The organism is Ornithinibacillus californiensis, from assembly GCF_001038485.1.
Classification (GTDB): domain Bacteria; phylum Bacillota; class Bacilli; order Bacillales; family Amphibacillaceae; genus Ornithinibacillus; species Ornithinibacillus californiensis.
This window is the reverse complement of the sequence record NZ_LDUE01000058.1, coordinates 21,954-45,766: the sequence shown is the minus strand read 5'-3', so window position 1 is coordinate 45,766 and position 23,813 is coordinate 21,954. Positions and strand designations below refer to the sequence as shown.

Here is a 23,813-nt window from a genome sequence, read left to right as displayed (position 1 = left end):
AAACATTCAATTTTGTAATACCTACCTATATGCTATGCTATTTCTACCTGAATAAGCAAGTTTGAAGAGTTGCCTGTCATTCCCCGAAATTCGTCGAAGCGGAGACAGTTTACCAGTAGAAGTGGAGGAAGACCATGAGAAAAACCTATTTAAAATATATACTTGCTTTGCTACTCTTTGGCTCTAATGGAATAGTTGCAAGTTACATTCTATTAAGTAGTTATGAAATCGTATATTTACGGACAATGATTGGTAGCATATTCCTGATCATCGTGTTTGTATTAATGAAGGAGAAGGTACAGTTTTGGAAAAATAAACCACATTTCTTATATTTAGTATTTTCAGGTGTAGCGATGGGGGCAAGCTGGATCTTTTTATTTGAGGCATACACACAAATTGGTGTAAGTATTGCCACTCTTGCCTATTATTGTGGACCTGTCATTGTCATGATCCTCTCACCATTTCTGTTTAAGGAGAAAATGACAAGCGCCAAACTACTAGGATTTCTTGCAGTGATAATCGGAATGCTTTGTGTAAACGGGCAAGCATTTTCTCAAGGAAGAATTTCTTTGGGATTGATTTTCGGAATATTAGCAGCAGTCATGTATTTCATTATGGTCGTTTTTAATAAAAAGGCTACAAGCATTAAGGGACTTGAAAATGCTACATGCCAATTGTTCATTAGCTTTATAACGGTTGCAATATTTATGAGCTTTAAGCAAGGTTTTACTGTCCATATTATGGAGGGAAATTTACTTCCTGTATTAATACTAGGTGTTGTAAATACTGGAATTGGATGCTATTTATACTTTTCTTCCATTGGCCATCTGCCTGTTCAGTCTGTATCCATCCTTGGATATTTAGAACCTCTCTCGGCATTGATTTTCTCTGCTGCAATTCTAGGGGAGACGTTAAATCTTGTGCAAATAGTTGGGGCTGTGTTGATTTTGGGGGGAGCAGCTTATGGGGAATTGTTTCGGGGAGGAAATCAAGTAAAGAATGCAGCAGTATAAAATTGGAAGAAAAATGGGGCAGGTTTCTTAGTTGGATTAAGCCTACCTATCCTTCCAAAAAAAGAGCCTTTCAACTTATTATTATGATAAGTGAAAGGCTCTTTTTGCTATCTGTGTTGATCAACTAAAATTGGATTGCCGTCTGGGTCTACTATGGTGAAGTGACCAGGTCCTTCTGTTGTTTCATCTGCTTCTTGTTCAAACGTGATGCCTTTTGCTTTCAGTTCCTTCTGTAGGTCTCGGACATCGGTGAAAGGATCCACGTTTTCTGCATTTTGGTTCCAACCAGGGTTAAAAGTTAACATGTTCTTTTCAAACATTCCTTGGAAAAGTCCAATGACAGTTGACCCGTTTTTCAGAATTAACCAGTTTTGATTGATATCTCCGCCTAATGTTTCGAATCCAAGTGCTTCGTAAAATTCTTTGGACTTTTGGATGTCTTTGACATTGAGGCTCATGGAGAATGCGCCTAGGTTCATTGATTCGTCCTCCTTGATAGATTAAATGTTATGTAGATTATTATAGTTGTTACTATTATACCAAAGTTGTAATGATACGATACTTATTATGTTAAAATTAAGAAAATATGAATTAAAGCAAAAGGGAATATAGATGTCCATTGTCCCGGGAGGTTATCAAGTGGCTGCAAAAGCGAAAAGAAAAAAAGTATGGCGAGTAATTGGTTTTGTTTTAGGTATCATTCTTCTTATTTGGCTGGTTATCAGGTTCTTTCCAGTAGCGGAAAGTAAGGACTTACATAAGTTTGCTAGTGATAGACCGCTCGTCATTGCTCATGGTGGAGGAAATCACCTAGCACCATCCAACACACTAGCCGCATTCACGAATGCCTATGAGCTAGGTGTCGATGTGCTAGAGTTTGATATTCATATGACAAAGGATGGGCACTTGGTATCGATTCATGACCCAACCGTTGACCGCACGACAGACGGTACAGGTAGAGTGAATGAGATGACATTGGAAGAGGTACAAGCACTAGATGCAGCTGCAACATTCAAAGACTTGAATGGTGAATATAGCTTCCGTGGTAAAGGGGTTTACATTCCAACAGTGGATGAGATCTTTTCAACGATTAATGATCCGGAAATGCTGTATACCATTGAAATCAAGGACTCGAATGACCCTGAGCTGTATCAAACGATGAGTGAGAAATTGTGGAAACTTATTCAGCACTATGGCTTAGAAGAGAATGTCATAATTGCTGCTTTTGACCAGGCGATTATTGATATGGTAATTGAAGTATCCGAGGGAGAGGCACTTGTGAGTGGTGGGCGGGATGAGATTACGAAGTTCGTAGTTTTCCATAAGCTATTCTTGAACGGATTATACCAACAAAATGTTCATGCCCTACAAATTCCTACAGAGGATAGCGATATTAACCTGATGGATGGTAAGTTAATTCGTGGTGCGCAGAATAGGGGGATGGATGTGCATTATTGGACGATTAATGACCCGGAAACGATGAAGGAATTGATCGAGATAGGAGCGGATGGTATCATGACGGACCGGCCGGATTTGTTGATGGAGTTGTTGGATTAGAAGGCATAAAGTTAATTTTAAAGCTAATGAAAGGCAGCTGCGGTCAGACCTTAAACCGGAACTAGAACAAACTATCTAATCCAAAGTAGGCATCTATTTGGACAAGGTCTAACTACCTTGACAGTATAGAAGTGGAAATTTAAACTAATAATAAGAAAATAGGTACCTAGTAGCGGTAACTACTAAGTACCACAACTACAGACCGCATAAAGAGCGGTTGGCCAATTTGAAGTATAATTAAAAAAGAAGTAATCGCACACCATTGGACCTGGGGCGGTTACTTCTTTTATTCTACCCTTAACCATTTATTACCTCTAAAATATCCTTACCAAATTTTTCAGCTTTTTTGGGACCTATGCCTTCAACTTCTAGTAAATCTTGAATTGTACTAGGTTGTTATTCTTAAATGGCCTCTAATGTTTTATTATAGTAAAAACATAATATGTTTTAACGGCCATCTCTCTCGAACGATTATTTCTAAGGTTTTGTAGCTTTTTTCTTTGTTCTTCTATAGAAGTAATATTTTTTGACTCTACTGAGGCTTTAGATAGCTTTCCTCAATGAAAGGTATGTCTATATTATTTCATAACCATAACATGCCTTAATTCGTTGCTTAGGTAACTTTTTATCTAATCATGGCGAATAATTCTAGATTTAATATTCTTAGGTGCTTTAAGGGTTAATTATTATTATATTAAAGATTATGAAACTCTATATGGAAATTATTACCCTAATCCTGAGTGATAGGTTTTTTTATTTGAGTAAATATAGCAGTAATGAATTCTTCCAAGTTAAATTAAAGTATTCACTAGCGAAGTTCAATTCTAGTAAGAAATGTTCTAAGGCATAATTCAACTCATTAACTGTACGGTTATTTATACGGAATTCGATTAGGATACTTTCTAACTTGTCCATTAGTTGTTTATCTCTCTTACTAAGCATATACTTTCCTTTTTCTTTCATCAGGAACTTATTAATTTTTACCAGAGCATTATCTATTGGCATTGAGAACTTCACTTGTAAAAGGACATAATTCACTAGATTTTTTAACATAATATTGGAATCAACTTTTGTGGAAATAGTGAGTTTTATTACTGCATAAATCAGCAATTGGTACAAGACAAAATAAAACGCTGCATAAGATATATACGTAGGTGTTAATATTTCACCAACCCATTGAAAATACTCTCCGGAAATTAATTTTGAATGAATCATGGAAAACAGTACAATAGATAATAAAACTTCTAATATATAAATAATACTTTGCAAAATCACCTTAATCATAGCGCCATGCCCCCTTACACAATAAACCAATACTAATTCAATTATACTACAAACTTATCGATAAAATTAGTGATGGGCAAATGTGAAAAGGGTGTATGAAGTCCAAAGCGTTTATCTATTTAAATAGGTACCCAAGAAATTCTTTGGGCTGGACTAGTACAAACACATGGATTTTTCTGATATTGAAATGCCTTGAGATATGCTACCGAATTAGGAAATACGGAGTATCTAGTTGGAAACTAACCACGCTTAAGATACTCCGTTGTATATATTAATAATCCGATTCTTTAAGCTTTTAAAGGAGATTTCATTATCAAATGATTGGTTAAGCCCTGTATTAACAACATAAATATAACCCTCTTTAGTGTAGATGTATGATTTTTCTTTATTTTTAGCTAAATATGTTTCTATTGTATTCGACTTTGCAATTAAGCAAATAAGTTGATAATCCTTAGAGGTTATATGGGTATTATTATTAGGATGGGCTCTGGTAAAGTGTTGTTGAGGAGTAAGGAGTATAAGGTTTTCTAATTTAGCTGCAATTGTGGGATACTCACTTTGTGAAAATATATGATGCACCTGAGTTGCTTCACCTAAAGCAAATTCGTCGTTTACTTCACTTGAATTATGCATTCTTTTTATGATTTTTTTAGCTTTTTCAATATGATATTTTGTTAAGACTGCGCTATGTCTTTTTTCATCACTATATGATTTTCTAGTAACATTCTTTTCTTTGTTTTTATCACGGAAGTTTATTCTGTTGTAGCGAAGATCTGAGAAGGTAATTACTTTTGTAGAGAGGTTACCTAGAACGGTTCCGTGTATTTCATTTTTAGCTGCATATGGATTTAAAACTTTAGTAAAAATCCTGCTCGCTTCTGTTTTTTGATTGATCTTTGTATACAGTAAAATAAAGTCTAAAAATTTATTTTTTAAACTCGCAAATTCGTGTCTTGTATTGTTTTCTTTAAAATGCTCGAAGTCTTCTAAAAGACTACTATCCTTAAGTACTTTAAGTAAGTATAAATAGAGAAAGTCATAGGAATTCCTTTCTCGTAATGATATGAATTCCAATATATCTTTACTTTCTAATTTGTAGTAATTCGCTCTAGCTTTTCTCTTTGAAAGTATCTTAGCATAAGCTAGCATATTAAGTGGCTGTTGAATTACTTTATTATATTCATTTTTAGCGGTTTTTTCATGAACATCTGGCTTTGAAAAGACATCCTTAACAGTTTCATTAAAATAATCAGAATCCCATATATCTTTAACTGTAAACTCTCTTTCCTCATCTTGAAAACCTTGTAATAAATTAACCACACAATCAGCAATTATACAAAGAACATCTGGTGTTACCTTTTGATCCATAAATCTTTCTCCATTACTCTTTCTAATATCTAAGTCTAGTGAGTTTAGATGCGATTCAATTATGTTTAACACAATCTCACCTCGTGATTAATAGATTGCTATTTTCTCTTTTCTAGTCGTACCTTCCTTTCTAATCTCTAATTTAATTTTATTAGCAATTTGCTGGAAAATGATTGTTGGAACTGCATCTCCTATTGATTGTCGAACAAGTAATTCATGCTTTTTTAAGAAAAGTCTCTTTTCCTCAACTGGTAGCTTATTTAGCTCGTTTATGTCTTCTTCAAACCACTTAAAATGTTCTGGGATACCCATCAATAACATAAGCTCTCTAATACTAAATACGCGGTTATCTGAAGGGTGAATTGTATTCTGGCTAGAAAGTATATCATTTCTTGTATGAATGCAAGGACCCACTTTGGTCCAGCATTGTCTTTTATACTTGTCAGCATTTTTATTTTTGTTGAAAACGACTTTACCATCTATTATTCTATGAGGGACTCTAAAGGGGTCTTTATTGTCAAAAGCTGATTCGCCTTCATCTAGGTATTCTATCCAAGGAAGCATTCTTGGATCATATGAACGAAAGTTGTGTAAAAAGTCGTCTTTAGAAAATTCACCCATCTGTTCTAAGGGTGGAAGATGTCCGATAACCTCTGCTAACGTCATTTCTTCTCTAGGGTTTGGAATTAAATCATTAGGATTTATGTTAAGATCCTTTCTGACGCCGATTACTAAGGTTCTAGTTCTACTTGTCGGGTTTCCATAGTTTTTAAAGTTAATTACTATCTTAGTAATTTTATAATATTTATCTAAGTACTTGTTGATTACTTCTTCTATATTTCTATTTCTACCATCAGTATCTGTACAAACTGTGTTTAGGAAATTTCGTACATTTTCTATTACGAAAAATTTAGGGGATATATGTTCAATTATTTGGAGGGATTCAACTACCAACGAATTTCTTGCTTGGTCATTATCATTTTTTTTGTGGTTTGCCAGTGATATCCCCTGGCATGGTGGGGTTGCAATGATGACGTCAATTTCATTTACTTGTTCTTTTTTTGACCAATACATAATCTCATGTTTTATTTGACCTTTGATTTCCTTCTCTTTAATATCACCGGTAATATAACCCGAATCATATTTACATTTTTGATTATATTTTTGTATCGACATTCTCCTTTCAAGAATCTCATTTGTAGCTACGCATTCAAAACCTTCCTCTTTAAAACCGAAGCATCCAATTCCTGCGCTGCTAAATAGTGAAATATATGTTAAGTTTTCTTGACTCATAAGATTAGCCTCGTTTCTTAGGGGGATAGTAAATCGTATGCACAGAAACAAACTTAAATGACTAGGTGTTATGATTAGTAAAACAACAGAACTATAGCATTTATTTTATTGCTATAGTTTTCCTTTGTTATTTTGTTCCATAGAAAACGGCCTCCTAGTATGGTAAAATATTAATCTAGAATTTATTTAAATGTACTTTTGAGTAGAATAAAAAAATCAAAGCAAAGATCTTGATCTTTTATAAAAAATAGGTTATAATGGAACAAAAGGCGAAAGGATGTTCGTATATGGAGGACAATAAAAAAATTCGAGTTATCGAGATGTTTGCTGGTGTGGGTGGTTTTAGACTAGGTCTGGAAAAAGCCAATAAAGAACTATTTGAAGTTGTTTGGGGAAACCAGTGGGAACCAGCAAGAAAAGCTCAAGATGCTTTTGAATGTTATACTCGTAACTTTAATAGTGGAATCCATAGTAACGAAGATATTGCTACCGTTCCTGATGATGTATTCCAACAGTTAAGGCCAGATTTGGTAGTCGGTGGTTTTCCGTGCCAAGATTATTCTGTAGCAAGGTCACTATCTGGTGAAAAGGGTATCCAAGGTAAAAAAGGAGTATTATTTTGGGAGATTGAAAGAGTACTTAAGAATTCTCATCCAAAATACGTGTTACTAGAGAATGTAGATAGATTATTGAAATCCCCATCCAAACAAAGAGGACGAGATTTTGCAGTAATGCTAGCGACTTTACGCAATTTGGACTACACTGTGGAGTGGCGTGTAATTAATGCAGCTGACTATGGATTTGCACAAAAGAGAAGAAGAGTATTTATTTTTGCATATAAAAATGATATTTCTTTTGGTCAATTACAGGAAAAATATACAGAACATGAAATTGTTTTTAATGAAGGATTCTTTGCAAAGGCCTTTCCGGTATTGGGTGAACCTTATAAAGGGCGTATAGCACAAGAAGATTTACCAATTGATAGAGTTGATATCTCAGATAATTTTACTTTTGGCTTTCATACTGCTGGGATTATGAGAAATGGTAGAGTTTATACTGCACACACTGAACCTATTCCGATGGAACCCACTCCTTTAGGGGATGTCCTAGTAGATGAGGACGTAGTTGATGAAAAATTCTACCTAACTAAGGAAATGGAAAAGAAATTTGAATATCTACGTGGTGCTAAAAAAGTAGAGAGAAAGACTGCAGATGGGCATACTTATTATTTCTCAGAAGGTGGAATGTCTCCTACGGATTTATTGGACAAGCCGGGGAGGACTATGCTTACAAGTGAAGGATCAATTAATAGAAGTACCCATATTGTTGAAGTAAATGGGAGAAAAAGATTTCTAACACCTATTGAATGTGAAAGATTAAATGGTTTTGATGATGATTGGACAAATGGTATGACCGACAGAATGAGATACTTCTGTATGGGAAATGCATTAGTTGTTAACCTTATTGAGATTATGGGAAATAGGATTGAGGAAATAGAGAAATCTAATAAAACTGAATTAATTCAATTAGAACTGCTATAAGCTGATACATTTGTATCAGCTTTTTTGTTAGAATATAAGTAATTAAGGGGGTTACGTATATGTTGTATAACACACAGGAAGAATTACTCTTCAAGTCAAAACAAGCAGAAGGAAAGACCTTCGGTGAAATTGATAATAGTGGTAGGATCTATAATCAAAGAGCGAAAGGTGGATTGGGTCAGATAGTAGAAGAAAGCTTTTTTGGTTATGAAGTAAATTCTAAGAGTGAAGCAGATTTTACAAATTTAGGTATAGAGCTTAAAGTAACTCCTATTAAGGAAAATAAAAATGGAAGCCTTTCCGCAAAAGAAAGACTTGTATTAAATATAATTAATTATCACAAAGAAGCACTCGCTGAATTTTATACCTCTAGTTTTTGGAAGAAAAATGAAAAGCTCCTCATTATGTTTTATGAATGGATCCCAGATATTAATAGAGCAGATTATAAAATAATTAAATCTCACTTACATACTTATTCAGAAGAGGATCTTGAAATTATTAAACAAGACTGGGAAACTATTGTTGGGAAAATAAGGAAGGGGTTAGCTCATGAATTATCTGAAGCAGACACGAATTATTTGGGAGCGTGTCCTAAAGGTGCAAATAAGAGTTCGTTGCGTACCCAACCTTATAGTGATGAATTAGCAATGCAGCGTGCTTTCTCCTTAAAACAAAGCTATATGACAACAATGGTAAGAAAGCTAATAAGTGAAGAAGACCTTATAAGGTTTACTTCTCCTGGTGAACTAAAGCATAATTCATTAATAGATATTCTCTATCAACGATTTAATCCGTATAAGGAAAAGTCGTTGCAAGAAATTGGAGATTTAACAGGGCTAAACATTAACTATAAATCAAAAAGTTTTTTGCAGGAGTTTATTAGCGGTTTACTTGGAATACAGGGGACAAAGCTCAATCAGATAGAAGAGTTTGAGAAGGCAAATATTGAGGTCAAAACTATTAGATTAGAACCTAATGGAAACCCGAAAGAACACATGTCTTTTAAGAATATTAGATTTAAAGAATGGTCCAGTGGAGATTGGTATAACAGTTGGGTAAGAAATTATTTCGCAGAGACTAAGCTACTTTTTGTAGTTTTCCAATACAAAGAAACAGAAAAAGAAAATAAGAATAGGCAACTTTACTTTAAGGGGATTGTCCTTTGGAATATGCCAAATAACGAGATTGAAGGGAGATTAAAGAACTTTTGGTATGATGTAAAGTCATTAATTGCTAAAGGAATAAAATTAACTCCGGTTAAACAAAAGAATAAAGTAATAGTCAGGAATGATTTACCGAAGCCTGGAGAAAACGGGCTTTGCCATATTAGACCTAAGGCCAAAGATGGTAATGACAAAGTTCCATTACCTGATGGAAGAATGATAACGAAACAGGCGTTTTGGTTGGATAGAGAATACATTTCAGAGATTGTTAGGTAAATGTGAGGATGTTGCTTGCAATATAGTCGAATTTTTAAATAAAATTGTAAAAATTCTATCAGGGGGATAACAATGACAATTACTACTAAAACTAAATTTCTATCATCTACAGCGCTATCTAAAGAACTAAATATGCCTACAAAGGCAGTGTTTGAAATTCTTCAAACCAATGGATTAATAGTTAGAGAGAATAACAACTGGATTTTAACTGAAGATGGTAAAAAATAGGTGGGGTAATGAAAACCCATCCAAAAGTGGGAGAGTACATTGCTTGGGCAGAAGATATTAAAAGTAGTTCAATATTTATACATAAAGAAGAGAAATACATAAATGCTACCTCGCTAAGTGATCATTTTGGAATATCCAAGTTTAAAATGAATCCGATCTTATCTGAGCTAGGCTTTGTTCAGAAGGCAGTAAAAGGCTGGACTGTAACCAAATTGGGTTTAAGTATGGGAGGTAAACAACTAGAGTACGATAAAACCGGAGTACCATATGTTAATTGGCCAGAAAGCATATTGCAAAATAAAAGGTTAATTGAAACTGTTAACGAAATTAACGGCGTTGAAGTAGAGGAAGTAACTTCTGAAAATCATTCCAGTCCAAAAGAATTTAGAGATAAATACATAGCAAAACACAGAACAGCAGACGGTCATTATGTCCGTTCAAGAGCTGAGATGTTGATAGATAACTGGCTTTATATGTCAGAAATCGTTCATGCTTATGAAAGAAAGTTGCCGGTAGAAGAGGATGTTTATACTGATTTTTATCTACCAGTTGGTAAAGTCTATATTGAATATTGGGGTCTTGAAAATGATCCAAAATACCAAAAGAGGAAAGAAGAGAAGCTCGAAATCTATGAAAAGTATGGCTTTAACTTGATAGAAATACATGATGAAGATATAAAGAATCTAGATGATATTTTACCGAAGAAATTACTTAAATTTGGGATACAGGCTTATTAATTAATGCTCTAATAGAAATGAGTTTAACTTAAGAATGGCTTCACCTTAGATAAAGAGATAAACAAATAAAAACTTCATAACTAGGAAGTGGAAAATATCTGAAGGAAGTCTCCATAAAATCGAGACTTCTTTTTTCTTGTGCAAAAAGCATTTCATTCCACACCCAAACCACTTATTCCAGAAAAACATAAAAAATTCCCTCCCCAATGCCACCTTTTCAAATCTCCCTACGATTATATAAGTGAGAAGAATAACACCAACCAAATCAGAAACCAACAAAAAGAGAAGGAGGAACCCTAGTTCAAAGACAAAACCAAAAGTAAAAGAAAGTAACCATACATATAAAGCTAGTGCGAATTGATTTTTCTTCACTTAGACTTAGTTGGTTGAACCATAGAAACAACTTACCCAATTAATAATGTATCGAAATAAATAAAAATATATAGGAGGAAATGAAATGCCAGGTTTATGTGGAACACTATCACAACGTGAAAGGGATCTTATATTTATGAGGTTAAATGAAAAGCAAACTAAGTATGTTCATACACAATTGAAAGGGTTAAAACAAAGGATTTTTGAAGAGAAATTAGATAATTGGCAGCTAATAGATTTCTTAGATGCTGGTCCTTTTTGGAGGAGGGAACCTTGGTTTTACTGTGAATGTGGGAAAGCAATACGTTATCAATATATTATTCGAAATAAAGAGACAGGAGAAGTGAAGAAGATAGGGATGTCACATATTCAGATGCATACTGGTATCACGCCCGAGCAAGCTCGAGAATTCAGAAGGGCGATTATGGAGATTTATGATGAATTAGGCGAATTATTATGGAAATTTAACACTGGATGGTCACTTGAAGATGAAGGTATACAGCATATTCCAACCGATTTAGAAGTTCCTGAATACATTCAGGAGACACTCGATCTAGGTTTACCACTATCGTATTTACAGCTATGCATCCTAAAGGTAATGATTTATAACCATCAGAGTGGAAGGGTAAGTAGAATTTTTGGGGAGGAGAGGCTGAAGAAGGTATTTTGAGTGCATAGAGTAGTTGGTAGTTAGATTTTATTTACCAGATTTTGAAGAGAGACGGATATGGTTATCGTCTATAAGTAGAACCCCAAAACCAAAGGCACAATTGGTTTTGGGTTCACTCATTATTCTGTAGTATTAATCGTATATAACATCCTTACCCTGTTCACGTAACTGATTTAATGATGTAAGCATTTGATTTATCTCTTCATCCGTATGTCTTTCCCAAGATCTTAATTCAGCAACAATTTTCAAAGGAGATTTAGACCGATAAGAACGAGTTGGGTTTCCTGGGAATCTTTTGTCTGTCACGTTTGGGCCATTTTCGAATTCACCTAATGGTTCCACAATGTAGATTCTTTCTTTTGCTTGGGATTTTGCTAATTCAGCACCCCATTTAGCTGCATTTAAAGTTGCTGTAAAGTATATATAGTTTGATTTCTTATCTTGGTAATTGGATAGGTATTGCGGTTCTAATAACTCTCCAATTTTCAGTTCTGCCTTAGTTCCATGGAAGAAAGGGCCGGGATCTAAAACATCTTTTTTGCCGTTCATACGGATACACCTCTTTTTAGATTTGTGTATAACAGTATAGTATAGGCACTACTCAAAGAGTAGTCTATAAATGTACTAAAAATCGTAGTATAATGTAATTAGGGAGACAAGCTATTATCTCTCAACCACTCTATAATGCTGCCACTCATAAGGCAATAACGCCTGATACTTCCTCTGTAAAAACCGATCATCCACCAATGCAATCACACCAGTATCTGAATCCGAACGAATCAGCCGCCCGCCAGCCTGCAGTACTTTATTCATCCCAGGATACACATACGCATAATCGAAGCCATTCTTTCCAACCGATTGGAAATAGTCCTTCATAATATTTCGTTCAAAACCAATCTGTGGCATGCCGACCCCAACTACGATCACGCCTTGCAGTCTGTCTCCTTTTAAGTCCACACCCTCTGAAAAGATCCCACCAAGCACGGCAAAGCCTACCAATCTTTCGGTTCGCTCCGAGTCAAACTCTGCTAAGAAGTCTTCTCTTTCTACTTCCGACATCCCTACATCTTGAATAATCGTTTTTACATCTGGATATGTCTCAATAAATTGCTCATATGCATCTCTCATATATTGATAGGAAGGGAAGAAGATTAAGAAATTGCCATCTTTCTTGTCTAATACATCCTTGAAAAAGTCCACCATTGGCTTAAGTGTATGTTCTCTATCCCGGTACCTCGTCGATAACGGTTGGATGATAACCTCTGCATTTTCTCTTGCAAAAGGGGATGGAATGGAGATGACATAGTCACCAGCTTGTCCGCCAAGTAAATCTGTATAATAATCAGCAGGGATTAGCGTAGCTGAAAAGAACACTCTAGCTTTAAATCCTTTTCCCATTTTTAGAATTTGCTCGGATGGATCCAGACAGAATAATTTCAGCTTTACTTCACTTTTTTGAACGTCAACATAGGTGACAAATTTATCATTGTACAGCTGTGCAATTTTTACAAAGTTTTGAGCAGAAAAATACGTCTCTAGTAATAATTCATGATCATTCCGAACCAGTTCTACCTCTGTCTCTATAATAAATGTTTCTAGTAATTCTACTAGTGCCTCATCTAATTCCTTCCGCAGGTAATCCTCTGACTTTTTAATGGTTAATAAATGGTCATTGATTGCTTTAGAGGCCGCTGCAATCGGGTTCGTATTAAAATCTCTTTTTAACTGCAAGAAGTTGGATTTATTGATTTCAGCAGAATACATTTCTCTAGCACGGTCTACTAGATTATGTGCTTCGTCGACTAGGATGGCAGTTTTCTTTTTCTGGTCTTCCATCAATCGCTTCAGAGATACTCTTGGGTCAAACACATAATTATAATCACAAATAACAGCATCCACTGCATAGGCGAGCTCAATGGAAAATTCAAACGGACAAACGCGATGCTTCCTAGCGTAAAGCTCGATAACGCCACGATTCATCATCTTCTCATGCTCTAGAATATCGATTATCGCTCCATTAATCCGATCATAAAACCCATTCGCAAAGGGGCAATCTACACTCGTACAAATCGTTTCCTCTTGAAAGCAAATCTTATCTTTGGCGGTTAGAGTTAGCACATGGATATCTAGACCTTGATCAATCAGTAGTCGAAATGCTTCTTCTGCAGCTGTTCGCGTGATTGTTTTTGCCGTTAAATAAAACATCTTCTCTAATTTACCTTCACCGATTGCTTTGATAGCAGGGAAGATGGTCGATATTGTTTTGCCAATCCCAGTAGAAGCCCTAGCAAATATCGTTTTTTTATCTGCAATAGTTTTATAGACGGCACCAGCAAGTTTTCGCTGACCTTCTCGATAGGTTTCAAATGGAAATTCTAGTGCTTTGCTCGTCTCATTTCGCTTTACCTTATGTTTTAGCTTCACTCTTAGAAATGCAGCATATTCCTTAATCACGTCATAGACGAAAGCTTCCATTTCCTCATAGGTCATCACACGCTGAAATTGCTTTTGTTCCTGCGATTTTACTTGAACATACGTAAGTTGAATGGTCACATCTGATAGATTATGGTCTAACGCATAAATATAGCCATAAAAAATAGCCTGTGCCCAGTGGACAGGATGCGTGTCCGCTTGCACTTCATCTAAGGAATGCACAGTTGACTTTATTTCATCAATGGTAATCGCGTCGCCATCTTTCAGCAATCCATCACAACGCCCATCTACCCGAACAACGAAGTCTTCATAAGGAATCTCTGCTTCCAAAAAGACTTCCTTTTCATCCTGTTCACGATAGCCTTTTTGAATTAATTGATGGATTCTAGTTCCTTCTGTCATCGTGGAAGATGTACGGAAACCAGACTCGATACTACCACTGCGATATACGTATTCTACTAGATTTCTTACTGAGATTTTTACTACGTTTGTCATCATATCACCTAACGTCTTTCGTTACTTTTAGTTTATCAGGTAATGGGGTAGAAGGGGTAAGATTTTTATAAATAGATACATAGCTAAAAACGTGATAAATCAGCTTTTCACAAAAAATGAAGGTTTTTCCATAGTATAGTGTGATGTTTTAATTTAATGTTTTACATAATTTACATATGTTATAGTATGGGTGATAGATTCTAAGAAGAAAATTATAGTTCATAGGGATGTGATTTCATTGTTAAGATGTGCTTGGTGTATGAAAAAAGTTAAAGATAACAATCCAGTATTTGGATTAAGTGTTAAGTTTGTTGAAGGCTTGGATTACTCGGATAGCGAAGGAAAGATTATTCAATTATGGCTAAATACTCGTAATACTAGTGTGCCTATGATTGTGACTGCGAGTGATTCAGAAGCAAAGCTTCAAGGAACGGATGGAATCTTTGCTATATGTAGTGAAAAGTGTGGCGGGAAAATGAAACAAACATTATCGAAGGAAATAACTACGTTTAAAGAGACTAAGGATATATCTTTAAACTAGAGAGATTTATAAGAATAAAGCTACACAAGAACCCTTGTTCCGTTTCGGTGTGGATGATATAATAATCATTAGAAAAACTCCTAAGATATTCCCCCACAATTACCACAAGGATGTGTAAATATGTCTTTATCTCTACTAGTGAAAGAAGACACCAATGATTACACACACCATGATCAATTATTTAAAGAGTTAATCCACCACTTTTTTGAGGACTTCCTTAAAGCATTTTTCCCACAAGTACATCATCATATTGACTTTACAACCATTAAAGCATTATCTGAAGAAATGTTTACAGATATTTTTGAGGGTGAAAGCCGTAGAGCGGATATTGTAATCGAAGCAAAACATAAGGGTGAGGATACCGTTTTGATTATTCATGTTGAGCCACAAAGTTATTATCAAACTAATCCACCTTTTCATGAGCGAATGTATCTTTACTATAGTCTTTTATATAATAAATATAGGAAACCAATTCTGCCAATTGCTGTTTTTAGCTATGATGAAGCTAGAACTGAGAAGGATGAATTTAATATCAAATTTCCGTATTTTCATGTTTTAAAATTCAACTTTCTTAAATTAGAGCTACGTAAAACGAATTGGCGTGAATATATAGAATCTAATAATCCAGTTGCAGCTGCATTACTAAGCAAAATGGGTTATAAGAGAGAAGAAAGAGTTCAAGTTCGTATGGAATTTTTACGAATGATGACCAAAATGGAGTTAAATCCTGCAAAATCGAGGTTGATTTATGGATTCTTTGAACGGTATTTAAAATTAAATAGAAGGGAGGAGGCTCTACTAATGGAAAATATTAAACACTTAGAAGAGGCTGATAAGATTATGGAACTCCCAATTTCTTGGGAAGAGAAGGCGAAAGTTGAGGAAAAGAAGAATATTGCACGTAAAATGCTGAAAAAAGGGTACCCCATTGAGTCGATTGAAGAAATAACCGATCTTAATCATGACGAGATAGAGAAGCTGCACAAATAAGTTAATAGGGAGGCACTAGGAGGTAGGAAGATATTTGAAGGATTTTCCACATTTGTGTCGAATTATGTAATAAGACAAAAGCCTTAGGTAGGCGCTGAGCTATATTACATATCAGACAGGAGTTATCTAAATGAAAAAAGTTTTAATTCTAGTGTTCTTCATTGTTATTTCAATTGCAGGATGTTCGAAAGGTGAATTGGTATTATCCGATCCGACCGAGTTAGATGCACCAGTACAGGATGCGAGATTAATTGGTTCACTCGGTAAAGATGAGCTTGTCTTCTTTACTGAAAGTGGGAAAAAGATTTATACATATGATTTGAAAGAGGAACAACAGAAGGAAGTTGCTAAGGATGCGGAATCTTACTTTGTTGATCCAAATACAGGTGTCATATTTTACTCGAGGATGAGTAAGGAAAGCACGTTAATTAAAGAGGTTATGGCCATTGTGGATGGTTCCGAGCAATCTCTAGGAAAACTAGAGGAATGGGACTATGTAGAAAATCATGGTTCAACGACCTCAGCTTACTTTAAAGGAATGTATTTCTTTGTGATAGAGGATCAAGATGGTAATTATGAAGGCATCGAGGTGTTCCCGGTGGATGGGGAATACGACCCAAAATTATTTGAGAAAATGCAGCAAGCTTTTGAGAATAACACCTATCACGGAGTCGTTTCAGACGGAGAAAGGCTAATTGTACTTTCAAACTTAGAACAGAAAATCTATGATTATTCAACAGGGGAAAAAGAAGTATTAGTAGATTTAAGTGATGTAAGTGATTATGATTATGGTCTTTTAGTTGATGTTTCTGAAGAGAAAGTAGTTTACACGGTGTTCCAAGGCGGGGATGAAAACCGAAAAGCAAGTACTCATATCGTAACGGATGATGGAGAAGAAGAGTTTGATGGTCTCTGGGGAAATACATTAGATTATCTAGATGAGAGTCGTATTGTTGCTTGGCAAGGGTTTGAATTTGATGGCTTTTTATACTCTGTCAGTACAAATACTGGGATTAAGTATGAACTAGATACTAGTGTTCTTGGATATACCATTTTAGATGATAAGATAGTTTACCAAGTAAGAGGTGGAGGATTACGTTATATTGAAATTGGTTATGAGTGATTAGTTACTAGGGGAGTTGAAGATGGTATTTAACTTATTCAAGAAAAAAGAAGAAAAAGCAATACAGAAAAAGCCAGCACAGACCAATAAATCTACCAATGAAAAGGTTGCAACTAGAAAAGGTGAAATAGGAGAATATAAGATAGATATACAACTATCCCAGCTCCCACAAGAATATAAGTACTTAAATGATCTATTAATTGAAAATCCAAAATCAGCATCTGGTTATTCCCAGGTAGATCATGTTGTTATAAGCCCTTATGGAATCTTTGTAATAGAAACGAAGAACTATCAGGGAACGATATACGGAGGAAAAGACCGGAAAACATGGCTTGTGAATGGGAAATTCAAGATGTTAAGTCCATTAGTTCAAAATTATGGACATATCGAGGCACTGAAAGGATATATTGACCAAAGGTATCATGATAAATTTATCTCATTAGTATCGTTTACCAAACGTTGCACCTTAAAAATTGATATGGATTTAAGAGATATTCATTCGGATGAATTGGTCATCTACGACATCCTACTTACAGAAACGATAAATAGAAAAGTAGCTATAAGTAAATTGAAAAATAGTACACCCTTACTTAGTGATAAGGACAGCTTAGTAATCTATGAGTCATTTAATAATGCTAATATCACGGATATAAAAATTAGAGAAAAACACAATCGGTTGCTAAAAGAAAAGCAAGAGTCACAACCAACTAAAGAAAAGAGTACTACAACATGTACCGTATGTCATAAACCTGTATCTGATAAAGTAGTTTCGTATTGTATATCTAATAAGAAGTTTAAAGGTAAAGTTTATTGTTATGAGCACCAGAAAACCGTCTAAGACTCTGTAGTGAGCAAAGAGCCAGTTTCCTTTAGTGGAAACTGGCTACATTTAAATTCTCCAATTATTTTTGAAAAGTCTTCTCCTGACCATACGCCATGATAACTACTTCTGTTCCTTCATAATCCTTCAGTAACTCACCGAATTCACTGTCCCTATCAATCATATTTTCCACTATTGGAAAGGCTTGTAGTAGATTTGTTAACGTTTCTTTTGATGTAGCTGTTTCATTTGAGGGGAAGGAGTGACTTGGGATGACATATTTTACATCAAGTAAATGTTTTACCGCATACGCTGCTTCTTTTGGACCCATCGTTAACTGTCCTGCGGAGGATAGAATGGCAATTTCTGGTTGATAGACGTCTTGGATCAATTTCATATCATACATTAATGCTGTATCGCCTGAGAAATACAAGGTGTAATCATCTGTGAAATCAAAAATATAACCAGCAGCCTCCCCAGCATACATCGGGCTATTTTCTGTTTCTCTGTAAGAGGAAGTATGCTTTGCCTGCACCATAGTTGCCGTTACATCGCCTAATGAAACAGAACCACCTAAGTTAATCGGAAGTACATTTTTAATGCCTTGCTGTAGTAGTATCATTGCTAATTCATATTGTGCAACAATCAGTACATCGGGCTGATGCTCTACTAATTTAGCGAGTCCGCTTGTATGGTCAAAATGCCCATGTGTCAAAAACAGACCATCAATAGATTGATAGAAGTCCTCCTGATTGTACTCAACTGGAAAACCAGGATTCATATCGAAAAATGGATCAATTAAATAATTTTTCTCCTCTTTACTCTTTAATAGGTACATCGCGTGACCAAGTCGTTGGATTCTCATAAAATCTCCCCCAAAATTGTAATTTATTTACTTTTACTAAATGTATTCTACAAAGTAGGGAAAAAGAAGTAGGGCTTTATTCAAAGTAGGGGGGACTGTCCCTCATTATGTTAACTAGCTTGGGACAAGTTTTTTTGCCCCACCTCTTGTTTTACTTGATCAAAAAGTTTTCCGTATAAAAAGGCTGTGCATCCTGGTTAAATGCAACACCAACTGCTAAGTATTCAAAATCAGACTTTAGAATATTCTCCCGATGGCCAAGTGAATTCATCAAGCCTTCATGAGCAAATATACTGCTTGGCTGACCGGTTGCGAGATTTTCACCAGCACCACGGTAGGCAATCGCATCCTCCGTCATTCTGTCAAATGGTGATTGTCCTTCTAAGTTTTGATGGCTAAAATAGTTATTCACCGCCATGTCTTCACTGTGGTCTCGTGCGGTTTTTCGTAAGGGGTCTTCCCAAGTTAGAACAGATAACCCATGATTTGCTCGAGCAGCATTGGTTAAATCGAATAACTGATATTCTAATCCTTCTTTGAGCGCTTCACTAGGCTCAGCGAAATATGCTTTCTTTTGTTTTTCCAGTTCTACACTAATAATTTGAATGGCCGTGACGGTATTATTTTCGTGTTTATCATAGAAAATCGTGACGTAATTATTATCGATGAGAAACGTATTATTTTCCCCATTGTCCTGTAGTTGATAGAGGACAAGCCCTTTCCGTATTGCTTTCAATGGTTCACCCAACTTTGCTAAAACTTCATCTTTTGAATTAGCAAAGGTAATTCCGAGTGTAGACGTAAGTAAATCATTATTCGTATACAGTCCAGCTACCTGATCCTGTTCATCATAGGCAACCATGATAAAGTTATAGTAATTCTCATGATACGTGTGCCACTCGACGCCATATTCATTTAAAGTCGAGCGTTTGGGCTTTCCAAGCTGACTCTCGACATCAGCCCGTGGTTCCCCTATTTCAATATTATAGATAGAAAACGACTGGCTTGTTGGTTGGTCCAGATTAGGTTTACTTGGTTCGGGTTGCGGCGTATTAGATTGTTCATCTTTCGTGAATTGGTTCCATAATAGTTGGATTTCTTGTTTTAACGTATCCAATGTGGCGGATACTTTTGGATTCTCTATGATGTTCTCTGCATCGCCTTTAATCTCTTCAAAAGCCCCACGCACCCCAGACTGCTTGAAGGTGTCACCATAAAAATGCCAAAGTATCCCGAACAGTAATAAAAGCATCAGTATTCTTCTAACTTTTGACATGTGCTCACCCCAAACTAGTTTTATAGATACATTATGAACAAAAATAAAAGAATTTAAAAATCTAAAGTATCTTAGTTGAACTATTGTTCTTTTAAAATATATTGGAACGTTTTACAAATCTTCCATGTCTAATGAGTAGAATTACAAAGATTCAATCACCTTTATAGTAAAATATAAACGAGAGGAGGGGACTCCATGCCTATTTTTAAATCAAGAAATGAAAGTACAGATGAAGAATCGTTTGAAACGTTAGTTAAGAATGAACAAAATAAGCTGTATCGAGTGGCATACTCCTATGTAAAGAATGAACAAGACGCTTTAGATATCGTTCAGGAGACGATTATCAAAGGGTACAAGTCGTTTCATAAATTAAAGGAGAAGCATTATTTTTCAACGTGGATTACTAGGATTTTAATTAATTCTGCTCTTGATCATATTAGAAGCAAGAGAAATGTTATACCACTTGATACTACTTGGTATGACCCGGATATAAACGAAGAGAGCAAGTCTGTCCTTTCGATGGATATTGCTCATTTATTTGAACAGCTGAAACCAAATCAGAAATCATTAATATTACTTCGTTTTTACTATGGATATTCTGTCCCGGAAATAGCAGATATTCTAGAAAAACCGGTGGGAACAGTGAAATCCCAATTACATAGAACACTTCAATTTCTTAAAGGGAAATTAGAGAATGGAGGAGATGTTTATGGAGAAGCTTCAACAAGAAATTGAAATGATGGTCGATCAAATAGCTATACCTGACCAAAAACTAAATGCTGCCGTGCAAGATTCGCTTCAAAAGGCAAGAAGAAAACGAAAACGTTTTTCGATAAGTAAGCAAAATTTGATAGCAACTTTTGCAGCGGTTTTTGTCTTAAGTTTTGGCGTGTTGTTATTTCAATCTTCTCAAGAATTTACGAGCGGGGAAAACACACAGAGTACTATGTACAGTCAGGGAGATGAAGGGTTACAAAGGCTGGTAAACGAAGGAAAAGTACAAAATCTTTCATTAGAAGCAGAAGATCAAGGAATAAAAGTGTTGCTACAGGAAGGGTATCTTGATAACCACCAACTGGCAGTTTCCTTCCAATTAGATGTAGAAAGTAATGTTAAATTGCCTGAAGAGGCATCGTTATCGTATGAATGGGTTGTAAATGGAAATAAACTTGGAGGGACTAGTTGGGGTGGTATTCGAACAGATGACTTGCTGGAAAACGGTGAAATTTTACCTTTTCCTGATGCAGAAAACTTCCCAGCGTCTTCCGATTTTGAACTTCGCATAACTAACATTAATGAGGTGGAAGGGGATTGGTCCTTCCGATTTCATTTAGATAAACAAGAAGAGTATATTGTAAAAGACGATTTCCCTGAAACAACAGATGCTTTAGGAAATTTCTTTCATGTAAGAAAGGCAGTATTAACTCCTTCTCAGCTAGAGCTTAAAACAAATGCCAATCTTAGTGTAAGTAAAGCGGAGTCAGGCTATCAACTTTACGAAGTGGCTGTAATAGGAATTGGGGAAGACGATACCAGGCATTTAACCGGATCCATGAGGATGAGCAGTGATAGGAGGCCAAAAGTAGAAAACTTAAAAAACTTTTATAGTAGTTTTGAAGTGCCTAGAGGTGCAAATGTGTATTCCTATGAAGTTATACCATATGTAGCAACCTACCAAGGTGAGGAAGTACCAGTTGAACATGGAGTGGCTCATGATTTTTATAAAATAACGGTACCATTTGCTGAAGATGAGGTATTAGGATCAGAGTCTCCTATCAAGGTACAGCAAATTAAACAAGAAGCAAAAGCAACCGTTGTTACGTATGCCATGGATCCGTCCATACCAGAATTCCCAAGGATTTATAATAGGGAAGCTGATGAAATGATTAGCGCGGTTTCCTATAAAAATAGCGGTAATAATTACGAGGTAACCTATCCAAAAGTTAATAAGAACAAGAACCTAGAGTTTCTAATTTATGATGTTAGTTATCAACTATTTCCGGATTTAGCAACCAAAATAGAATTAAAATAACCACGGGACATGGGGACAGGTTTGCTGTCCCCATTTATAAAATATGGGTTAAATCTGCCCCGCCGCCCCGTAGTCATTCGACATTATTCCATTATTTCCGAGGAAATAATAGGAGTTATTTATCTGCGTTAATCTTTTCCCACTCCGTCTTTTTATACTTTACAGATTTGAGAATGTAATTTATAAATTCAGGGTCATAGTCTCTATAATATTGCTCCTCAGCCCATTCCCTAACTTCCTTGTGTTCAGGATGTTTAGGATTGTGAAAAACCTTTAAAAACTCACGGTACCCATCAAAGCCTCCAACATCCTCAGGGGGAGCGGTTCCTTCACCATCCATTAGGGTTGGATATCCATAGTAGTAATCCTCAATTATCTTCTCAAGCGTAATTACTATACGCCAATCATCTCCGTAATCATACGTATAGTGAAGTTCATTATATTCTTCTATATATTTATCGATTTTGATACCAGTTGGATAGCGGATAATGGTGCGTAAGCGTTCTAAATGTCTCTTTTCAAACTTGGCAAATTCAGGAGGGATATCTTTTAATTGATCCTCCAATTCTTTTCTATTCTTTTTATAGTGTTGATGCTCTAGATAAGCTTCTTCATTGTTCGTAACTTTCATATTGTCTTTTGATAAATCAAAATCAAATAAATGATAGTCGCGAAAGTTAAATACGGTTTGGATAACATCATGCAACCGTCTAAATGTCGCATCGCTTGGCATAACGACTCTTCTCCAAATACTTGGAGAGTCTACCATTTCAATTTTAATTTGGTATGCTTTCATGACAGCACCTCATTTCCTTGTATAGAATCAATTATACCAATAGTCATTATAGGAGTGCCAAAATCTGATATAAGATAACGATTGGAAATTTAGTCTTTTTACCGTAACATTATTAGTAGAGAAATAGAAAAAGGAGCTAGATGTTCTAGTGCAACTAAACAAAGACACGCAATATCTAAAAAGTATCGATCTAAAGTCCGATGAGATTCATTCCCACGATAAGTTTCCATTAAATTTGCCTGTCATTAGGCATTTCGAAAAGATTGACTTCCATCCAAACGTTACTTATATCGTCGGAGAGAATGGCATGGGGAAATCAACTCTATTAGAAGGAATCGCGGTAGGATTAGGATTTAACCCAGAGGGAGGTACCTTAAACTTTAATTTTTCAAACTATGATTCTCATTCTGACTTACATCATTATTTACGGATAGCAAAAGCAGGGTATCGTCCGAAAAATAGTTTTTTCTTTCGAGCGGAGTCATTTTATAACTTGGCAACAAATATTGAGGAGTTAGATAGGGAAATGAGTTATGGTGGAAAAATCATCGATTCCTTTGGAGGAAAGTCCTTGCACGAACAGTCTCATGGGGAGTCCTTTTTTGCAGCATTTATCCATCGTTTTGGGGAGAATGGATTATATATCTTAGATGAACCAGAAGCTGCATTATCGCCGTTAAGGCAGATGTCGATGTTAGCTCGCATTCATGAACTTGTGAACGAAGAATCGCAATTCATTGTTTCAACGCACTCACCACTCATCATGGCCTATCCGAATGCTAAAATCATTCAACTGACAGAGGATGGGATGGAAGAGTTGAAATTAGAAGAAACCAATCATTACCAAACAATGCAGCAGTTTTTTGAGAATAAGGATCGGTTGTTGCATCATTTGTTAGGGGAGTAAGGGGGAAAGCTCAGAATTATGTTCTGAGCTTTT

At 35.6% G+C, this 23,813-nt stretch carries 23 protein-coding genes and 1 pseudogene; 14 read left to right on the top strand and 10 right to left on the bottom strand.

What is annotated here, in order from left to right:
• The first annotated feature begins 134 nt into the window (after positions 1–134).
• Positions 135–1,013, top strand: coding sequence for a DMT family transporter (locus TE34_RS14270; protein WP_047985488.1), 879 nt, complete (start codon positions 135–137; stop codon positions 1,011–1,013).
• 107 nt (positions 1,014–1,120) lie between these two features.
• On the opposite strand, the gene TE34_RS14265 is transcribed toward TE34_RS14270, so the two are convergent.
• Complete coding sequence (locus TE34_RS14265) at positions 1,121–1,492, bottom strand: VOC family protein (protein ID WP_047985487.1); 372 nt, start codon at positions 1,490–1,492, stop codon at positions 1,121–1,123.
• Between the two features lie 160 nt (positions 1,493–1,652).
• Between TE34_RS14265 and TE34_RS14260 the strand changes: the two genes are divergently transcribed.
• Positions 1,653–2,570, top strand: a complete 918-nt coding sequence (locus TE34_RS14260) for a glycerophosphodiester phosphodiesterase (RefSeq protein WP_236687164.1) — start codon at positions 1,653–1,655, stop codon at positions 2,568–2,570.
• A gap of 297 nt (positions 2,571–2,867) precedes the next feature.
• On the opposite strand, the pseudogene TE34_RS21745 reads toward TE34_RS14260, so the two are convergent.
• The 4 genes and pseudogenes from TE34_RS21745 to TE34_RS14245 all read right to left on the bottom strand — a co-directional run.
• A pseudogene (locus TE34_RS21745) lies at positions 2,868–2,960 on the bottom strand (HRDC domain-containing protein); the annotation flags it as partial.
• Positions 2,961–3,323: 363 nt separating this feature from the next.
• Complete coding sequence (locus TE34_RS14255; RefSeq protein WP_047985486.1) at positions 3,324–3,854, bottom strand: hypothetical protein; 531 nt, start codon at positions 3,852–3,854, stop codon at positions 3,324–3,326.
• A gap of 249 nt (positions 3,855–4,103) precedes the next feature.
• The gene (locus TE34_RS14250; RefSeq protein ID WP_157037641.1) at positions 4,104–5,222 is read right to left on the bottom strand and encodes a hypothetical protein; all 1,119 of its coding nucleotides are present in this window, start codon (positions 5,220–5,222) and stop codon (positions 4,104–4,106) included.
• An 87-nt stretch (positions 5,223–5,309) separates the two neighbouring features.
• Complete coding sequence (locus tag TE34_RS14245; protein WP_053075089.1) at positions 5,310–6,515, bottom strand: DNA cytosine methyltransferase; 1,206 nt, start codon at positions 6,513–6,515, stop codon at positions 5,310–5,312.
• 287 nt (positions 6,516–6,802) lie between these two features.
• Between TE34_RS14245 and dcm the strand changes: the two genes are divergently transcribed.
• The 5 genes from dcm to TE34_RS14225 all read left to right on the top strand — a co-directional run bounded on the left by dcm (position 6,803) and on the right by TE34_RS14225 (position 11,502).
• A complete protein-coding gene (dcm, locus tag TE34_RS14240; RefSeq protein WP_047985484.1) occupies positions 6,803–8,056 on the top strand; it encodes a DNA (cytosine-5-)-methyltransferase in 1,254 nt (417 codons plus the stop codon).
• Between the two features lie 59 nt (positions 8,057–8,115).
• On the top strand, positions 8,116–9,495 hold the full coding sequence (locus TE34_RS14235; protein ID WP_047985483.1) for a Sau3AI family type II restriction endonuclease: 1,380 nt from the start codon (positions 8,116–8,118) through the stop codon (positions 9,493–9,495).
• A gap of 72 nt (positions 9,496–9,567) precedes the next feature.
• On the top strand, positions 9,568–9,723 hold the full coding sequence (locus TE34_RS21510) for a hypothetical protein (RefSeq protein ID WP_236687163.1): 156 nt from the start codon (positions 9,568–9,570) through the stop codon (positions 9,721–9,723).
• 8 nt (positions 9,724–9,731) lie between these two features.
• Positions 9,732–10,460 (top strand): glycerol kinase, encoded by a 729-nt coding sequence (locus tag TE34_RS14230; RefSeq protein ID WP_236687162.1) that lies wholly within the window; start codon positions 9,732–9,734, stop codon positions 10,458–10,460.
• A gap of 457 nt (positions 10,461–10,917) precedes the next feature.
• The gene (locus TE34_RS14225; RefSeq protein WP_047985482.1) at positions 10,918–11,502 is read left to right on the top strand and encodes a hypothetical protein; all 585 of its coding nucleotides are present in this window, start codon (positions 10,918–10,920) and stop codon (positions 11,500–11,502) included.
• 132 nt (positions 11,503–11,634) lie between these two features.
• Here the strand turns inward: TE34_RS14225 and arr are convergent, their stop codons facing one another.
• Together arr and TE34_RS14215 are read right to left on the bottom strand one after the other, a co-directional pair.
• Entirely contained in the window at positions 11,635–12,051 is a 417-nt protein-coding gene (gene arr, locus TE34_RS14220; protein WP_047985481.1) for an NAD(+)--rifampin ADP-ribosyltransferase, read from the bottom strand.
• Positions 12,052–12,165: 114 nt separating this feature from the next.
• Positions 12,166–14,430, bottom strand: a complete 2,265-nt coding sequence (locus TE34_RS14215) for an ATP-dependent DNA helicase (protein ID WP_047985480.1) — start codon at positions 14,428–14,430, stop codon at positions 12,166–12,168.
• 259 nt (positions 14,431–14,689) lie between these two features.
• Between TE34_RS14215 and TE34_RS14210 the strand changes: the two genes are divergently transcribed.
• From TE34_RS14210 to TE34_RS14195, 4 genes are all read left to right on the top strand, one after another.
• Complete coding sequence (locus TE34_RS14210; protein WP_236687161.1) at positions 14,690–14,971, top strand: hypothetical protein; 282 nt, start codon at positions 14,690–14,692, stop codon at positions 14,969–14,971.
• A 120-nt stretch (positions 14,972–15,091) separates the two neighbouring features.
• Positions 15,092–15,961, top strand: a complete 870-nt coding sequence (locus TE34_RS14205) for an RpnC/YadD family protein (RefSeq protein WP_047985478.1) — start codon at positions 15,092–15,094, stop codon at positions 15,959–15,961.
• A 130-nt stretch (positions 15,962–16,091) separates the two neighbouring features.
• Positions 16,092–17,084 (top strand): hypothetical protein, encoded by a 993-nt coding sequence (locus TE34_RS14200; protein WP_047985477.1) that lies wholly within the window; start codon positions 16,092–16,094, stop codon positions 17,082–17,084.
• A gap of 22 nt (positions 17,085–17,106) precedes the next feature.
• Positions 17,107–17,922 (top strand): nuclease-related domain-containing protein, encoded by an 816-nt coding sequence (locus TE34_RS14195; RefSeq protein WP_047985476.1) that lies wholly within the window; start codon positions 17,107–17,109, stop codon positions 17,920–17,922.
• A 64-nt stretch (positions 17,923–17,986) separates the two neighbouring features.
• Here the strand turns inward: TE34_RS14195 and TE34_RS14190 are convergent, their stop codons facing one another.
• Together TE34_RS14190 and TE34_RS14185 are read right to left on the bottom strand one after the other, a co-directional pair.
• The gene (locus tag TE34_RS14190) at positions 17,987–18,769 is read right to left on the bottom strand and encodes a metal-dependent hydrolase (protein WP_053075088.1); all 783 of its coding nucleotides are present in this window, start codon (positions 18,767–18,769) and stop codon (positions 17,987–17,989) included.
• A 151-nt stretch (positions 18,770–18,920) separates the two neighbouring features.
• Entirely contained in the window at positions 18,921–20,045 is a 1,125-nt protein-coding gene (locus TE34_RS14185; RefSeq protein WP_053075087.1) for a CAP domain-containing protein, read from the bottom strand.
• 195 nt (positions 20,046–20,240) lie between these two features.
• Here TE34_RS14185 and TE34_RS14180 point away from each other — a divergent pair, with 195 nt between their 5' ends.
• Both TE34_RS14180 and TE34_RS14175 read left to right on the top strand, forming a co-directional pair.
• A complete protein-coding gene (locus tag TE34_RS14180; RefSeq protein ID WP_047985475.1) occupies positions 20,241–20,780 on the top strand; it encodes a sigma-70 family RNA polymerase sigma factor in 540 nt (179 codons plus the stop codon).
• Positions 20,755–22,077, top strand: coding sequence for a DUF4179 domain-containing protein (locus tag TE34_RS14175; RefSeq protein ID WP_047985474.1), 1,323 nt, complete (start codon positions 20,755–20,757; stop codon positions 22,075–22,077). Before TE34_RS14180 ends, TE34_RS14175 begins: the two co-directional genes overlap by 26 nt.
• Before the next feature lie 115 nt (positions 22,078–22,192).
• Here the strand turns inward: TE34_RS14175 and TE34_RS14170 are convergent, their stop codons facing one another.
• The gene (locus tag TE34_RS14170; RefSeq protein WP_047985473.1) at positions 22,193–22,873 is read right to left on the bottom strand and encodes a plasmid pRiA4b ORF-3 family protein; all 681 of its coding nucleotides are present in this window, start codon (positions 22,871–22,873) and stop codon (positions 22,193–22,195) included.
• A gap of 148 nt (positions 22,874–23,021) precedes the next feature.
• Here TE34_RS14170 and TE34_RS14165 point away from each other — a divergent pair, with 148 nt between their 5' ends.
• The gene (locus tag TE34_RS14165) at positions 23,022–23,780 is read left to right on the top strand and encodes an AAA family ATPase (RefSeq protein WP_047985472.1); all 759 of its coding nucleotides are present in this window, start codon (positions 23,022–23,024) and stop codon (positions 23,778–23,780) included.
• Positions 23,781–23,813 lie beyond the last annotated feature (33 nt).

Excerpts from the sequence above, each read along its gene's own strand:
- TE34_RS14270 (WP_047985488.1), top strand. The coding sequence starts at position 135 with ATGAGAAAAACCTATTTAAAATATATACTTGCTTTGCTACTCTTTGGC.
- TE34_RS14265 (WP_047985487.1), bottom strand. The coding sequence starts at position 1,492 with ATGAACCTAGGCGCATTCTCCATGAGCCTCAATGTCAAAGACATCCAA.
- TE34_RS14255 (WP_047985486.1), bottom strand. The coding sequence starts at position 3,854 with ATGATTAAGGTGATTTTGCAAAGTATTATTTATATATTAGAAGTTTTA.
- TE34_RS14250 (WP_157037641.1), bottom strand. The coding sequence starts at position 5,222 with ATGGATCAAAAGGTAACACCAGATGTTCTTTGTATAATTGCTGATTGT.
- TE34_RS14245 (WP_053075089.1), bottom strand. The coding sequence starts at position 6,515 with ATGAGTCAAGAAAACTTAACATATATTTCACTATTTAGCAGCGCAGGA.
- dcm (WP_047985484.1), top strand. The coding sequence starts at position 6,803 with ATGGAGGACAATAAAAAAATTCGAGTTATCGAGATGTTTGCTGGTGTG.
- TE34_RS14235 (WP_047985483.1), top strand. The coding sequence starts at position 8,116 with ATGTTGTATAACACACAGGAAGAATTACTCTTCAAGTCAAAACAAGCA.
- TE34_RS21510 (WP_236687163.1), top strand. The coding sequence starts at position 9,568 with ATGACAATTACTACTAAAACTAAATTTCTATCATCTACAGCGCTATCT.
- TE34_RS14230 (WP_236687162.1), top strand. The coding sequence starts at position 9,732 with ATGAAAACCCATCCAAAAGTGGGAGAGTACATTGCTTGGGCAGAAGAT.
- TE34_RS14225 (WP_047985482.1), top strand. The coding sequence starts at position 10,918 with ATGCCAGGTTTATGTGGAACACTATCACAACGTGAAAGGGATCTTATA.
- arr (WP_047985481.1), bottom strand. The coding sequence starts at position 12,051 with ATGAACGGCAAAAAAGATGTTTTAGATCCCGGCCCTTTCTTCCATGGA.
- TE34_RS14215 (WP_047985480.1), bottom strand. The coding sequence starts at position 14,430 with ATGACAAACGTAGTAAAAATCTCAGTAAGAAATCTAGTAGAATACGTA.
- TE34_RS14210 (WP_236687161.1), top strand. The coding sequence starts at position 14,690 with ATGAAAAAAGTTAAAGATAACAATCCAGTATTTGGATTAAGTGTTAAG.
- TE34_RS14205 (WP_047985478.1), top strand. The coding sequence starts at position 15,092 with ATGTCTTTATCTCTACTAGTGAAAGAAGACACCAATGATTACACACAC.
- TE34_RS14200 (WP_047985477.1), top strand. The coding sequence starts at position 16,092 with ATGAAAAAAGTTTTAATTCTAGTGTTCTTCATTGTTATTTCAATTGCA.
- TE34_RS14195 (WP_047985476.1), top strand. The coding sequence starts at position 17,107 with ATGGTATTTAACTTATTCAAGAAAAAAGAAGAAAAAGCAATACAGAAA.
- TE34_RS14190 (WP_053075088.1), bottom strand. The coding sequence starts at position 18,769 with ATGAGAATCCAACGACTTGGTCACGCGATGTACCTATTAAAGAGTAAA.
- TE34_RS14185 (WP_053075087.1), bottom strand. The coding sequence starts at position 20,045 with ATGTCAAAAGTTAGAAGAATACTGATGCTTTTATTACTGTTCGGGATA.
- TE34_RS14180 (WP_047985475.1), top strand. The coding sequence starts at position 20,241 with ATGCCTATTTTTAAATCAAGAAATGAAAGTACAGATGAAGAATCGTTT.
- TE34_RS14175 (WP_047985474.1), top strand. The coding sequence starts at position 20,755 with ATGGAGAAGCTTCAACAAGAAATTGAAATGATGGTCGATCAAATAGCT.
- TE34_RS14170 (WP_047985473.1), bottom strand. The coding sequence starts at position 22,873 with ATGAAAGCATACCAAATTAAAATTGAAATGGTAGACTCTCCAAGTATT.